This window comes from Clostridium sp. B9 (assembly GCF_050509515.1).
In the GTDB taxonomy this organism is placed as follows: Bacteria; Bacillota; Clostridia; order Clostridiales; family Clostridiaceae; genus Sarcina.
Genome location: NZ_JBNWKA010000003.1, coordinates 515,728 through 531,305, shown reverse-complemented (window position 1 = coordinate 531,305; position 15,578 = coordinate 515,728). Strand labels below are relative to the sequence as shown.

Genomic DNA, 15,578 nt, shown 5'->3' with positions numbered 1-15,578 from the left:
TACTCTTAATAAATTATGTTTTAAGTTTAGAGTAATATATTAATTCTATCATAATAAGTCAAACTACACTAAAAATTTTTAATACAATCTTTCTAATTATTAACTTAATAAAATAAAAATATCAACTTTGGATTTGTTATTGATATTTAACATTTCCTTAGTTGATATTTTTATTATAAATTATAAACTATTTTGAGCTTCTTCTATAGAATTTTGAAGCTTAACTCTAGCATCATATGATGACTTTTCTAATTCTTTCATCTTATTTGTAAAATCTTCTTTAGACATATTAAGTATAGAATCCATATTAGTATCTAACTCATTTAAATTCTTATTAATTACATCTTTTAAGTTACCAATGTTATTAATTATTTGTTGATTTGCTTTATCAACAATAGCATCACCCTTAACAACATTAGTTTTAAGTTCATTTTCTAAATTTGTAAGTTCAGTATCTAAATTTGTGTAGTATTTTTTGTAAGCATCATAAACTTCCTTCTTGCTATCATCAGTTACATCGGAAAAATCATACTCCGTACTTAATTTAATGTCTCCCATGTAAGTCTTAATCTTTTCATCTAACATATTCTTATATTCTTCTGGTTTTGTCATAGCCTTATCCTCTGGACTAATTGGCTCAGTTGGCATCTCAGTAGAATTCTTAGTACATCCAACCATTCCTACAATACCAAACATCATAACTCCTACTAGTGCGAAAATAAGACTTTTAAATTTCTTTCCCATATCACTACCTCCAATATCAATTAACATTACTTTTACTCTTATCTTCTCCACTAAGCAAATAAATATCATTCCAATATTAACCATACTAATTACTTAAAATAAACATCACGATATATCAATCAATATTTATACCTAAAAAAAGCTAATAAAATAAAACTATAAATATTATGAGAAAAATATTTAGATGAATTTTATACTTTTAAATATCATAAATTTTTAATTTTAATATTTAAATTTTTATCTTTTAGGTAGTTGTGATTTATAGATATAACTGAAAGACCATCTTAATGAGCGATTTAGAGTTTCATTGTCTATGGAAGAATAATTGCGTTAAGAAGCGAAGTTGTTTGACCAACGGGAGTTCTGAGCTTTAGTAATTATTCTGAAATAGACAATAGAAACTCTTTGCGAAATTAAGTTAGGTCTGAAGGTATAGCTATAAATCATAATCTACATAACAAAAAAACTTTTAGGTTTAAAACCTAAAAGTTTCCTGTTCTAAGCTCTTCAGCTATTTTTTCGATTTTTCTTAATCTATGGTTTACTCCTGATTTTCCTACAGGTGGCTCTAGCATTTCACCAAGCTCCTTTAATGACTCCTCAGGGTAATTTAATCTTAGCTCTGCAACTTCTCTTAAATTTTTAGGAAGTCTAGCAAGCCCGATTTCTTTCTCTATAAGCTTTATACTTTCAACTTGTCTAACCGCTGCATTTACAGTCTTACTTAAGTTTGCTGTTTCACAGTTTACAAGTCTATTAACATTGTTTCTCATCTCTTTCATGATTCTAATGTTTTCAAGCTCTAAAAGTGCAGTATGAGCACCTATTATATTTAATAAGTCTACTATCTGCTCCCCTTCTTTTATGTAAACTATATAGCTATTTTTTCTTTGAATAACCTTTGATTTTAATCCAAAAGTATTTACAAGTTTTCCTAAGTCCTCAGCATATTCTTGCGAATGAGTAACAAACTCTAGGTGATAAGTTTTTTCTGGATTACTTATACTTCCTCCCCCAATGAATGCTCCTCTTATATATGCCTTTTTCTTTTCTTCTGTATCAACTAAATCTTCATCTATATGATAGTCCAAAGACATTATTCCTTCTACTTCTCTTAGGATTCCTGTTATCTCAAGTAAATTCTTAACTCCCATATCTTCAGTTATAACAACCATATATATGTTATTCTTTTTTAAAGAATTACTCTTCTTTACCATAAGCTTTGCATGTATATCGAAGTAGTCCTTTAATATGGTAAACATTAATCTTGCAGATGCAGGATTTTCTGTTGTCATTTTGAAGCTTATTTGTCTACCACTAAAAGCAAGTGTTCCACAAACTTTCATTATGGCTGATATTTGAGCAAGAGCTTCTTCCTTTGATATATCAATATATCTACATATTTCTCCCTTTACTTTTGCTGAAAATGACATGTTTGCTCCTTCCTGTTTGAACTTTCTCTTTTCTTAATTCTTTGTGATAAGTATATATACTCTAAAATTTTCTTCCTATCATATAATAAATGCTTTTCCATGATGGTTTCAATGAGAAGTTGTGCCAAATATTCTGAATTATGTCTTATATAGTCTCCTTTGACTCTTGTTAAATCACCTTCAACCACGCATAACCCCATCTTTTTAAGCTTATTTAAATCTAGTTCAACAAGCTCTGAATTTTTCTCTAAATATTTTTTCTTTAATTTATCTGATATGTCCTTAGAATTTGCTATAACACAATCAATCATATCTTTTCCACAGTGATCTAATATCACTTGAACATGATCTGATACATTAAATCCATCTGTCTCTCCTGGTTGTGTCATAATATTACAGTTATATATTTTAAAAGCTTTACTCTTCTTAATAGCCTTAGTTATATCTTTTACCAAGAGATTAGGAAGTACACTAGTATAAAGACTTCCTGGCCCTAAAACTATAGCATCAGCCTCTTCAATTGCTTCTAAAGCTCTACCTAGAGCCTTAGCATCCTCTGGAATTATCCTTAATTTTTTTATAGGACTGCTCTGGTCTATAACCTCTTCTCCAATTACAGACTCTCCTCTTACTCTATGCCCGTTGGTAAGCTCTGCTTCTAGAATCATATTTTCTAAAGTTACTGGCAAAACTTCACCTTTTACAGCAAGTACTGAACTCATTTTTTGAACTGCATCTTCAAAATTTTCAGATATACCATCCATAGCAGCTAAAAATAAGTTACCAAAACTCTGGCCCTTTAGTCTACCATCATTGAATCTATATTGCAATAATTCATTCATTAAAGGCTCTGTATTAGCTAATGCTAATATACAGTTTCTGATATCCCCTGGTGGAAGTATACCTAGGTCTTCTCTAAGAATTCCAGAGCCACCTCCATCATCACCAACTGTAACAACTGCCGTTATATTTGAAGTATAATGTTTAAGTCCTCTAAGCATTGTGGATAGACCTGTTCCCCCTCCAATAACAACAATCTTTGGCCCCTTAATTAGAAGTCTATCATCCTCTATAAGATCTTCTAATTCATCCTCTTCAATCGATAAATTTATATAACCCGTATTAACCAATGAAACTATTGATTTAACACACCAAACAATAGATTTATAACCTACTAATCCAGAAAAGAATATAAGTATTATAAATATAGCCTTATCCTGAATAGTTGTTACATGTCTATCATCTATAAGCTGAGCTATGGCAATTGCCATAGTTATAGTAGATGCTAAAGCCATAAAAATGTATCTCTTAACTTTGATACCAGGCTTAAGCATTTTCTTCATTATCATAGTTTTCTATCCCCTCTATTTATGTCCTCGTTAATATCTCTATGCTCTAAACTAACATTAAAGTTTTTTCCTAAAAGTTCTTTATATAAAGCATTAGCAATAGCTACTGATCTGTGTCTTCCACCAGTACATCCTATTGATATTATCATTTGTCTTTTTCCTTCTTTTATATAATTAGGAATTAAGAACTCAGTCATATCTGTAAGTCTTGTTAGGAACCCTTTAGTTTCCTCTTGCTCAAGAACATAGTTCTTAACTGGTTCATCTTCACCTGAGAATGGCTTTAATTCTGGTATATAGAATGGATTTGGTATAAATCTAACATCAAATACTAAATCTGAATCTGATGGAATACCATACTTAAATCCAAATGATAAAACAGTTATTGATAGATTTTGTTCAACTGGCTTACCATCTCCATATAAAAGATTTATCTTCTCTCTTAAATTTCTTATTGGATAGTTTGAAGTGTCTATTATATTATCAGCTCTATCCTTAAGCTCTCTAAGTCTCATTCTCTCTTCACTAATACCAGTTATAATTCTTCCATCTGGTGAAAGTGGATGACTTCTTCTTGTCTCCTTAAATCTCTTAACTAAGACCTCATCTGAAGCTTCTAAGAATAATATTTCATAATTAAAATTGTTAGTTTTTAAATACTCTATACTTTCAAATAAATCATCAAAGAAAATTCCTCCTCTGATATCTATTACTAGAGCTATTTTATCTATTTTCCCTTCACTTTGAACACAAGCCTCTGCAAATTTAGGTATTAACTTAGGTGGTAAGTTATCCACACAAAAATATCCTAAATCTTCTAAGCTTCTAGTTGCTTCTGTTTTTCCCGCTCCTGAAAGTCCAGTTACTATTACAAATCTCATCTTAATCCTCCTAAATATATTTATACTTCATTTAGAATTAACTCGTAAATCCTTATAAGTTCATTTTCCTAGCTAAATCATAAATAACCTTAAATCTTAAACATAAGAAAGGGTACTAAATCAAAATTAACAGAAAAGAAAACTTATAAATATATGCTAGAAATACTATTTATAAGTTTCATTATTTCCAATCTTGATACAGCCCCATACTATAATCAATTTTATAGATAAATTATAACATAAAAAAGGGAATAATTACTTAATTTATGAAAGTACAATTTTACAAATTATTACCTAAATAAACCTTCATAAGTTTGATTAATTCCTTATTTTCTTCTTCTTTTCCAATACTTATTCTCATCCAACCTGGACAACCCAATAAATAACCTGGTCTAATTATATACCCATTTTGAAGTAAATAGTTAAAAAACTTTTTGTCATCGCATTTAACATTTACCATTATGAAATTAGCATCTGATTTAACATATTCTAACCTCATATCCTTAAAGGCATTTTCCATATACTCTCTTTGTTCTCTATTAAATATTTTCACTTTATCTAAAAATTCATTATCCTTTAATGCTGCTACAGCCCCAACCTGTGCATAAAGATTAACATCAAAAGAATTCACAACTCTATTAAAATAATCCACAAGTTCTTCTCTAGCTATTCCATAACCTACTCTTAAGGAGGCTAGTCCGTAAGCTTTTGAAAAAGTTCTTAAGATAATAATATTCTCATATTCTTTTAAAAGTTCTAATGAATCTGGATAATCCGCTCTTGAAACATACTCTACATAAGCCTCATCCATTATTATATATACACTAGTAGGTATCATTTTTAGAAGTCCTCTTATATCATTAATTCCAAAGGTACTTCCTGTAGGATTATTAGGGTTACAAAACCATATAGTCTTGGTCTTATCAGTAATTTTACTTACCATTTCTTCTAAGTCAAGCTTCATATTCTTCATAGGAACCTTAATAACTTTTCCACCCATAAGTTCTATATTAGTTTCATATCTTGGAAAGGTTATTTCCCCTATTATATTTTCATCTCCTTGATTTATCAATGTGTTACACAAAACTCTTATTAAAGAATCTGATCCAGCACCACAAAAAACCTGATTTTCTTTTACTCCCAATTTCTTTGCCAAAATATTTTTCAATTCAAAATTATTAGCATCAGGGTATAAAAACGTTTCTTCAACTAGTTCTCTCAAGGCTGTCTTAACCTTAGGTGAACAGCCTAATGGATTCTCATTAGATGCCATCTTAACCACCTTTTCAAGTCCCAGTTCTCTTTTAACCTCTGCTATTGGCTTCCCAGCCACATACTTCTCAATTCTTAAAACTTCATCTCTAACTTTAAAACTCATTTTACCCTCCCCCTTAAAACCAAAAATTAATCCTTACTAAAGGTTTTATGTAATTATACAATTCAATATATCTCCTAACTATATTTAAAAATTTTTTAATGAATGCATATGCTTCTTAAAAACTTCTATAAGCCTTTAAATAATCAACTATATTATCCAATCAATTAAGCAAGTCCTACTTACTAAGCAAAAGCAAATATCTATCTAAAATAAACTTAGAAAAACTTTTTTTGAGAAATTTTGAAAAAAGTTGAAGCATTTTCTTTTTTATTACGAACTAATTAATAGAACAGCTATTACGTAACTTTATTTATAAGTGTATATTTAAATTTATTTGTTATAAATTTACAAAAAGTATATCATAAGAAATATATTACTAAGAAGGTACACAAAGGAGGTTAATGCTTTGAAAAAATTTGAATTAATTGATATAGATGAAGATAATCTACCCAATGTTGAACTTTCTCATGAGCAAAAGAACAAATTAAAAAGTGTTTTGAAGAATAATATTAAACCATATTTGTCTAAAAACAATAACCCTATTGATATTAATTTAAAATCTTCAAATATTTTGAAAACTGTTGATAATCTTGGAGATCAATCAGAAGAAATCCTTAATTACATTAAAGGGGGCAAAATCCTTAGAGACTTGGTAGTACCAGCTTTAGATGCAGATTGCCCTATTCCAAAAGAAGATATTTTATATAAAGCTCTATTCTATATTCCAGTAGATTATTGTTTTAAATCAGAGTTACTCTTACATTCAAACACTGTATTTGCACAAAGAATATATATAACTAAAAATGAGTTGTTTATTTATAATTTAGATAACTATTTCAGATTAATAGATAAAACAATCTTACCAATTAAGTATATAAAATCAGCATTTATAGATAAAACTTATAAAACAAACTATCTTCCTCTAAGTAAAAATACTTTAACAATAACTTTAGATAACTCAGAAAAAAATGACTCATCTCTTCCAAGTGTATATTTTTTAATTAATGAAAATGGTGAGTTTTCTCCTGAACTTGAAGAATTCTTAAAAGTTCTTCTTAAATTAGGAGTTAAAGAAGATAGAATCAATCATTATTCCATTTCCAATATTGGATTTTATATTATAGGAATAATTTCTCTAATCGGATTAATGTACTTTATAATTTTTAATCTTTAATCTCATTAAATTTATATTTATTGAAAACTACTTATAAGTATTCCAATAACATATTCAAATATTAAATTCACCATAAGGGAGGTGTATTGATTAATTTAGAATATTTTTATGTAAATTTAAAAATATCATAATTAATCTAAATAAAATGACTAAACATTTCGATTTAATTGATATAGATGAAGATAACTTACCAAATATAAACCTTTCTGAAGATCAGAAAAAACATTTAAAAAATATTTTTAAAAATTTAATTGAGCCTTATTTACTATTAAATAAAAACCCTATTGATGTTAATCTATCAAGTTCAAACTTATATGAGGTTACAAATAATCTTAGAGAAGAAAGTAATGATGTTCTTAATTATGTAAAAGGCGGAAAGATACTTAGAAACCTTGTTCTTGAAGCTCTAGACAAAGAGTGTCCAATAAAAGAAGAAGAAATCTTATATAAAACATTACTATATATACCTAAGGATTATAGCTTCAAAGTTGCTGGTATTTTATTCTCCGAATCAGTCTTTTCGCATAGAATATATGTTACTAAAGATTATGTGTTCATGTATAACCTGGATAATTACTTTAGGCTTGTAAATTCAACTAAACTTCCTATCACCGCTATACACTCTGCATATATTGATAATAACAATAGAACTGATTTCATACCATTTAGTTGTAATGTCTTAACATTAAAACTAAACCAAAATGAAGAAACTAATCTTCAATTACCAGAAGTCTATTATCTAAGAGATGAAAATGGTGAAGGGGATTCTAATTTAACTGGACTTTTAAACTCACTATCTTCAGTTGGCATTAAAGTAAAGAAAGATAATGATAAATCTTTTGACAAATATTTTTTATGGATAGTAAGTGTAGCAACATTTTTATTTATTATCTATTTATTTATTACTATTGTTGTTCCAATATTGAACACATAAATTTCAAAGTAATTAAATATAAGGGAAACGATAATAAGATATTTAGGAGAGGATATTATGGAAAATATATTCATAGATGAACTTAAAAATAAAAATCCTAAGGCTTTAGAATATGTTTTAGATGCCTTTGGGAATTTAATATATAAATTAGCATATATGCAGCTAAACTCAAAAGAACTTAGTGAGGAATGTGTAAATGATGTTCTTCTAAAAGTTTGGGAGAATATAGATGGGTATGACTACGAGAAAAGTAAATTTAAAAATTGGTTAGCAGCTATAACAAAATATAGTGCAATAGATATTCTTAGAAAAGAAAAAAAACATTTTGAAAATACAGAGCTTAATGAAGAGAATAAAGACAATTCAAATTCTATTGAAGACAAAGTTATAACAAGACGTGAATTAGAAAAAATCAAAGAAGAAATTATATCTTTTAAGGAGCCTGATAAAAGTATCTTTATCCAACGCTTTTTCTTGAACAAAAGTGTTAAAGATATAGCAAGTGCTTTAGGTATGACCCCTAAAGCTGTAAGTCTCAGAATATTAAGAGGACGTGAAAAATTATCTAAACATTTTAAAGGAAATTCAGAATCTGCAGGTTAATACTCAAAGATTATTATTTTTATAAATATCAATAAAAGAATTCTTATTATTCGAACTTTAAAATAACTAATTGATTAAGGAGGTGAATGGATATAATCTAAGCATAAATTAATAAAACTTAATATCAACTAAGTAGTTTTACTCTAACTCTACTTTTTGATATTAAAACTTATTAAATTTATTTAGATTAATCCTAACTGTATGAAAAACTATTTTGAATTGCTTGATATTAATGAAAAAGAACTTCCAAATGTAAATCTTTCAAATGAACAAAAAGAAAGAATAAGAAAATTTTTAAAATCTACTTTAAGACCTTATGTAGCAAATAAAAAAGATACTATACCTGTTGACCTATCCCTTGAAAATATAATAAAAGTAACTAATAATCTTGGTGAGGAAACTGATGATGTATTGTTCTATGTTAAAGGTGGAAAGGTATTGCGTGATTTAGTTGTAGAAGCTTTGGACAAGGAGTGTCCTATTCCTGAAGATGAACTTGTCTATAAAACAACTTTATATACATTTGATGATTATTCATACAAGGTAGCACCACTAGCTTTTTCTGGTACTACTACTTCTCATAGAATTTATGTAACTAAAACAAAAATTTTATTCTATAACTTAGATAATTACTTTAGACTTATAGATGTAACAACGGTTCCTCTTAAATATATAAAAACAGTCTTTATTGCAGATAAAAGTATTAGAGATTTTATGGAATTCAGCAAAAACACTCTTTTTATAGAATTTAATAGACTTGGTAAAAATGACCTAAATATTCCTAGTGAATATATGTTAAGAGGCACAAGAGGTCATAATGATGCTGACTTAAATGCATTCTTAGATGTTTTAAAATCACTTGGAATAAAAAATTATAGAAAACTTAAATTTCCTATTGGGAAAATTACTTTTTGGATTTTTAACCTTGCATTTTTAGCATTGTTTTTATGGGTTTTATTCAGTTTTCTCACTGGGTCAAATAACTTTCCTAAACTCTCTGAATATCTATTCTCTCTAAATATGTAGTGGCCATTTTAAGCTTCATATATATTTAGAAATCAACGCCTAATAAAAAAACTTAAACAAATATTAAATTAAACAAAAAGAGTGTGCATAAGCACACTCTTTTTTTATTCTTCATCTCTACCGATTATTCTAACTTCAGTATGAAGTTCAACGTCAAAATTTTCTTTAACTGTTTTCTGAACATGAGCTATAACATCTAAGACATCCTTAGCTGTAGCTCCACCCTTGTTTATAACAAAACCTGAGTGTTTTTCTGAAACAGCGGCTCCCCCTATTGAGAAACCTTTTAACCCTGAATCTTGAATTAATTTTCCTGCAAAATATCCAACAGGTCTCTTAAATGTACTACCTGCTGATGGATACTCTAGAGGTTGTTTACTTTCTCTCTTGTTTGTAAGGTCATCAATCCTGTCTTTTATACTAGCATATTCTCCGCTTTCAAGTTCAACTGTAGCTTCTAAAACCACGTAACCATTTTTCATAACTGCTGAACTTCTATATCCAAGTTCTAATTCCTCTTTAGTTAAAGTTTTAATATTACAATTTTCATCAATTACCTTTGCTGATTTTATTACATGTGCCATTTCCCCATCATAAGCTCCAGCATTCATAAATACCGCTCCACCAATACTTCCTGGTATTCCACATGCAAACTCAAAGCCTCTTAAATTATTTTCTAAGGCAGCCTTTGATACATCTTTTAATAGTGTTCCACTCTGTGCTGTTACACAGTTTCCTTCTGAAGTAACTTTATTTAGTTTATTAAACTTAATTACAACTCCAGATATCCCACCATCTTTAACTAAAATATTTGACCCGTTTCCTAATATGAAATACGGTACGTTATATTCTTTACAAAGTTTTAAAGTCTTAACAACTTGCTCTTCTTCAACAGGAGTTACTAGTATATCTGCTGGTTCGTCCCACTTTAAAATAAATATGTTCGCTCATTGGAGAATCCACACTAATATCTTCTTCATTATAAAATTCACCTAATAATTTATAAAACTCCATGTACTGATTCATACCCAAACTCCTCAATTTTAATTTTGATTTCCTAATTTAATAGTATAAATTAATTCTTGACATCTTTTCAATAAGTTAGTACAAATTTTTTCACTTTTTTCTATGTCATAATATTATATATATTAATTAAAGTCAATTTTTGCTATTAAAACTCTAGTTTGAAAAGTAAGTTTTTATACTTTCAGCTGCTTTTCTATCTATACCTGGTGTTTCAAGTAATTCTTCAAAAGTAGCTTTCTTTATGTTATCAACACTTCCAAACTTAATAAGAAGATTTCTTCTTCTCTTCTCCCCAACTCTAGGTATGTCTTCTAGAATTGAATGAAGAGTTCTTTTATCCCTTAAACTTCTATGATATGTAATTGCATATCTGTGAACCTCGTCTTGTATCCTAGTTATAAGATTCATAAGCCCAGAACCTCTTCTAACAAGAATTTCTTCATTGCCATATATTATCCCTCTAGTTCTATGTTTATCGTCCTTAACAAGCCCACAAACTGGTATTTCTACACCAAACTCTCTAAGAACCTCTAAGGCTATATTCACTTGTCCCTTTCCCCCATCCATCATTATAAGGTCTGGGAAGATACAAAACTTACCCTTTGAATATTCTAAGTTTCTTTCTTTGATCTTATTTACCTCATCTAATCCATGAGCAAATCTTCTACTTAAAATTTCCCTCATACTATCATAGTCATTAGGTCCTTGTACTGTTTTTATCTTAAACCTTCTGTAATCAGAATTTTTAGCCTTTCCATTTTCAAAGACAACCATTGTTCCAACAGAATCTACACCTTGTATATTTGATATATCATAAGCCTCTATTCTAGTTGGTAAGGAATCTAAAGATAAAATCTCTGCTAGCTCAGTTAATGCCACAGTATTCAACTCTTTTTCTTCAACCATTTTCTCTTTAAATTGCTCTAGTGTAATCTTTGCATTGTTTTGTACCATATCTAAAAGATTCTTTTTATCACCTTTTTTAGGCACTTTAATCCAAACTTTAGAACCTCTCTTATCTGTTAGAAACTTCTCTATAAGCTCTTGATCTTCAAGTTCCTCTGGAACATAAATAGTTTTAGGAATCTGTGCAGTTCCACCATAAAATGAAGCTATGAATGAGCTTATTACTTCACCAACTGGTTCTCCACTGACATTCTCTAGCATGAAATGTTCTCTTCCTGTAACTTTTCCTTCCCTAACAAAGAAAATTTGAGCACATCCATCTTTTTCATCAGTATATAGATGAATAAAGTCCTCATCACCTTCTTTTACAGTAAACATTTTTTGCTTTTCAACAATAGAGTCTATAGCAAGCATTCTATCTCTGAGTTTAGCTGCCCGTTCAAACTCTAATTCCTCAGCAGCCTCTTCCATTTCCACCTTAAGCTTTTTAGTTATAGAATGGTCCAGTTCCATTTAGTATGTTTATGATATCATCTATCATCTTCCAATATTCCGCCTTTGAAATATATCCAGCACAAGGTGCCTTACAAAGGTTTATATGATAATTTAGACAGGCTCTAGTTGGCTCTCCACCCTCTACTATAGCCTTCTTACAAGTTCTAAGTGGAAATAACTTTTTAATAAGTCCCATAACCTCATAAACTGCTGTTCCATTAGTATATGGTCCAAAATATCTATTTCCATCCTTAGCATAATTTCTAGTAACATAAACTCTTGGAAAATCCTCATTTGTAGTTATTTTTATAAAAGGATAAAACTTATCATCCTTCAAAGCTATGTTATATTTAGGGCTATATTTCTTTATAAGATTGCACTCTAAGATTAATGCCTCCATCTCAGAATCTGTAACTATGTATTCAAATTCAGCTATGTTTTTAACCATATTTCTAACTTTTTCAGTATGGTTTTTAGAACTCTGAAAATATTGTCTTACTCTATTTTTTAAAATTTTTGCTTTCCCAACATAAATAACCTCACCTAAGGAGTTTTTCATTATATAAACTCCAGGCTTCTCTGGTAAAATCTTTAACTGATGTTGAAAATCAAACATAATATCACCTCTTATCTGTCATTTCACACTTAAAGTAACATTTACATCTCTATTATATTCCTAAGTTATCCTTAAAAAAATGATTTACTTCAAATATTCTAAACCATATTATAAATATAATTTATTTTGTGCTTTATCAAGAAGTATTATTTTATAATAAATTTATTCCCAATATAAAATAACATATATTTTTTAAATTAAAGCAACAAAATTATTAATAATATAAATAATAAGCCCTAACAAACTTATTTTTAGCTTGTTAGGGCTGTATTTTTTATTATAATTAAGTTTTGCTTTATAAATTCAAATTATTTATTGAAATATGCTTGCATTACTCTAGCAGTAACTGGTGCTGCAACTCTTGAACCTGAGCCACCATTTTCAACTATTGTGGCCACAGCAATCTGTGGGTCATCAGCTGGTGCGAAGGCTATTAACCATGCATGTGAAGTTCCATCTGGAACTTGTGCAGTACCTGTTTTAGCCGCTACATTCATTCCTCTAAAGTAACCCCAGTTATTATTTATTCTATCTTGAGTTACACCTTGCATATATTCATTTATAATTTGAGCTTGATCCTTAGTCATAACTGTATCTTTTTTAGATGGCTTAAACTCTTTAACAGTATCTCCATCTTTATCAACAATTTTACTAACCATATAAGGCTCCATCATAACTCCATTATTAGCTACAGTAGCTGCTACTAAAGCCATTTCTAACGGGCTTGATAGCACATCCCCTTGACCAATAGCATCATAAGCTATAAGTCCTTTATCAACAGTTTTTCTGTCTGGGAATTTTCCTGAGAATGCTTTAAGATTACCAACTGTTAAGTCTTGATTAAAACCATATTTTTCAGCTGTTTCTCTTAAATTTTTATTTCCTAACTCTTCTCCTAATATACCACCAAACACTACGTTACTTGAAACTGATAGAGCTTTTCTTAAACTTATGTTTCCATAAGCAACTCCATTTTCATTTGGTAAGTCTTTGGTTCCAACATTAATTGATCCTGTATCATTAAATGTTCTATTAGTCACTCCTGGTAAATTTTCTAATGCTGAAGTTAATGTTACAACTTTAAAAGTTGATCCAGGTGGATATTGCCCATTTATTGCTCTATCAACTAATATTGCATCCTTTGGATTTCCATTTGGATTATTAGCTGTTTCATACGTTGTCTTTAAGTCATTCGGATTAAAACCAGGTTTAGATACACTTGCTAATACTTCCCCTGTTTTAGGGTTTATAGCTACTACAGACCCTCTGTTAGCTCCTAAAGCAGCATATGCTTCTTTTTGTAAGTCTGTATCTAAAGTTGTTACAATACTATTACCATATTTAGAATCACTACTATCTCTATCTTTGAATTCATTTTTGAAATTAAATGATTTTAAGAATGATTTTAATGATATATTTTGATAAGTAGTAAGGTCTTTTGTATAAGCACCTTCCAACCCTGAATTTCCATATATATTACTTGAGTATCCAATTGGATGAGAATATAATTCTCCATAAGGATATTCTCTCTTCTGAGTTAAATCTCCACTCTTAGTACTCTTTGCAATAACATTTCCATCCCTATCTTTTATATCTCCTCTTATAACCTCATTTCTTGAAGCCATAACAGCAGTATTACTATCCATCTCAGCTATCTTTGGCACCTTTACAAGTTGGAAATATGCTATGTAACTTATAAGTCCAACAAGTAGTACTAGATAGACAAACATAACTTTCTTTATACTTTCTGATAAATCTTTTTTCTTTGCCATCTATCTTAGTCCCTCCTCTGAAATTTTCTGAAGTATTCCTAAGGCGATGAACACTGTAAGCATAGATGTTCCACCATAACTAACTAAAGGTAATGTTATACCTGTTAATGGAATTACCGCAAACACTCCACCTATAATAACTAAAACTTGAGCAACTATAAGCGTACTAAATCCAACTGCATTTAATTGTGAGAACGGATCATCTGTATTTAATGCAGCTCTTATTCCTCTATAGAATAATAGGAAGTATAGAAGTAATAAACCTATACCAAACATAAGACCTAGTTCTTGAGCTATCAAAGTGAATATAAAGTCTGTAGATATAAATGGTACTAGCTTTGGATAACCATTATAAAGACCAACCCCAAACATTCCTCCTAAAGACATAGCATAAAAACCTTGAACTATTTGATAACTTTGATCATTAGCATACTTCCAAACATCTTTCCAAACCATAATTCTTCTTCTAACGTGTCCAAATAAGAAATAACTGGCTGTTCCACCAACTGCAAAAAGACCTAGTCCAGTGGCAACATACTTCCAGTTACATGTAGCCATATAAAGCATGGTTACTGATACAAAGAAGAACATTAGTGCAGAACCCAAATCTCTTTGAAGAACCATAAATCCTAAAGAATACATTACAACTAAAGCAGGCTCTAAAAGCTGTTTAAATTCTTCCTTTAAAGTATTCTTTTTTTCATACTTCATAAGTGCTGATGCTAAATATAGTATTAAGAATATCTTACCTATCTCTGAAGGTTGGAACCCAAATCCACCTATGTAAACCCAGTTCTTAGCTCCATTTACTGTTTTACCTATAACCATAGCCATAGCCATAAATATTAAAGTTCCACCCATATAAACATACTTATATTTAGCAAAACTCTTAAGATCTGGCAACACTATTACTATGCCCATGTAGACTGCTATTCCTAAACTGAACCAAACTAACTGCTTCATAGCTAGTTTAGGATCTAATCTGTAAAGAACAGCTATTCCCACAACTGCTAAAACCGATGCAAATATAAGCATATACTTATCTCCATCGGGATAGAATTTTCTTATTATGAAATGTGAAAATCCAATAATAACTATTAATATACCTGCTATTATAAACGCCATTTTATCTATAGGCGTCTGCTTTATAGCTATGTTTGTAAATAAGGCTAAACATAGAAGATAGACTAATAGCAACATCCTTTTCTCATACTTTAAAGTAGTATTCATATTATCACCTC

General features: G+C 29.4%; 11 protein-coding genes and 2 pseudogenes. 4 read left to right on the top strand and 9 right to left on the bottom strand.

Features of this window, described 5'->3' with window-relative positions; genetic code table 11:
* Window positions 1-180: 180 nt before the first annotated feature.
* From ACQZHJ_RS02470 to hisC, 5 genes are all read right to left on the bottom strand, one after another.
* Window positions 181-744 (bottom strand): hypothetical protein, encoded by a 564-nt coding sequence (locus tag ACQZHJ_RS02470; protein WP_430483960.1) that lies wholly within the window; start codon window positions 742-744, stop codon window positions 181-183.
* Window positions 745-1,226: 482 nt separating this feature from the next.
* Window positions 1,227-2,177, bottom strand: a complete 951-nt coding sequence (whiA, locus tag ACQZHJ_RS02465) for a DNA-binding protein WhiA (protein ID WP_430483959.1) — start codon at window positions 2,175-2,177, stop codon at window positions 1,227-1,229.
* The gene (locus ACQZHJ_RS02460; protein WP_430483958.1) at window positions 2,156-3,526 is read right to left on the bottom strand and encodes a gluconeogenesis factor YvcK family protein; all 1,371 of its coding nucleotides are present in this window, start codon (window positions 3,524-3,526) and stop codon (window positions 2,156-2,158) included. The genes whiA and ACQZHJ_RS02460 overlap by 22 nt, the downstream gene beginning before the upstream one ends.
* Window positions 3,523-4,407 (bottom strand): RNase adapter RapZ, encoded by an 885-nt coding sequence (gene rapZ, locus ACQZHJ_RS02455; protein WP_430483957.1) that lies wholly within the window; start codon window positions 4,405-4,407, stop codon window positions 3,523-3,525. Before rapZ ends, ACQZHJ_RS02460 begins: the two co-directional genes overlap by 4 nt.
* Window positions 4,408-4,687: 280 nt before the next feature.
* On the bottom strand, window positions 4,688-5,785 hold the full coding sequence (gene hisC, locus ACQZHJ_RS02450) for a histidinol-phosphate transaminase (RefSeq protein ID WP_430483956.1): 1,098 nt from the start codon (window positions 5,783-5,785) through the stop codon (window positions 4,688-4,690).
* A 406-nt stretch (window positions 5,786-6,191) separates the two neighbouring features.
* Between hisC and ACQZHJ_RS02445 the strand changes: the two genes are divergently transcribed.
* The 4 genes from ACQZHJ_RS02445 to ACQZHJ_RS02430 all read left to right on the top strand — a co-directional run bounded on the left by ACQZHJ_RS02445 (window position 6,192) and on the right by ACQZHJ_RS02430 (window position 9,522).
* Window positions 6,192-6,959 carry a hypothetical protein gene (locus ACQZHJ_RS02445; protein WP_430483955.1) on the top strand — a complete coding sequence of 256 codons (768 nt, stop codon included), beginning with the start codon at window positions 6,192-6,194 and terminating at the stop codon, window positions 6,957-6,959.
* A 145-nt stretch (window positions 6,960-7,104) separates the two neighbouring features.
* Window positions 7,105-7,893 (top strand): hypothetical protein, encoded by a 789-nt coding sequence (locus ACQZHJ_RS02440; RefSeq protein ID WP_430483954.1) that lies wholly within the window; start codon window positions 7,105-7,107, stop codon window positions 7,891-7,893.
* A 57-nt stretch (window positions 7,894-7,950) separates the two neighbouring features.
* Window positions 7,951-8,496: a sigma-70 family RNA polymerase sigma factor gene (locus tag ACQZHJ_RS02435; protein ID WP_430483953.1), complete on the top strand. Its 546-nt coding sequence runs from the start codon at window positions 7,951-7,953 to the stop codon at window positions 8,494-8,496.
* Between the two features lie 201 nt (window positions 8,497-8,697).
* Window positions 8,698-9,522 carry a hypothetical protein gene (locus ACQZHJ_RS02430; RefSeq protein WP_430483952.1) on the top strand — a complete coding sequence of 275 codons (825 nt, stop codon included), beginning with the start codon at window positions 8,698-8,700 and terminating at the stop codon, window positions 9,520-9,522.
* 104 nt (window positions 9,523-9,626) lie between these two features.
* On the opposite strand, the pseudogene murB reads toward ACQZHJ_RS02430, so the two are convergent.
* The 4 genes and pseudogenes from murB to ACQZHJ_RS02410 form a co-directional block, all read right to left on the bottom strand.
* Window positions 9,627-10,548, bottom strand: a pseudogene (murB, locus tag ACQZHJ_RS02425) (UDP-N-acetylmuramate dehydrogenase).
* A gap of 153 nt (window positions 10,549-10,701) precedes the next feature.
* Window positions 10,702-12,565, bottom strand: a pseudogene (gene uvrC / locus ACQZHJ_RS02420) (excinuclease ABC subunit UvrC).
* Window positions 12,566-12,873: 308 nt separating this feature from the next.
* The gene (locus ACQZHJ_RS02415; protein WP_430483951.1) at window positions 12,874-14,337 is read right to left on the bottom strand and encodes a peptidoglycan D,D-transpeptidase FtsI family protein; all 1,464 of its coding nucleotides are present in this window, start codon (window positions 14,335-14,337) and stop codon (window positions 12,874-12,876) included.
* Window positions 14,338-15,567 (bottom strand): FtsW/RodA/SpoVE family cell cycle protein, encoded by a 1,230-nt coding sequence (locus ACQZHJ_RS02410; protein ID WP_430483950.1) that lies wholly within the window; start codon window positions 15,565-15,567, stop codon window positions 14,338-14,340.
* Window positions 15,568-15,578 lie beyond the last annotated feature (11 nt).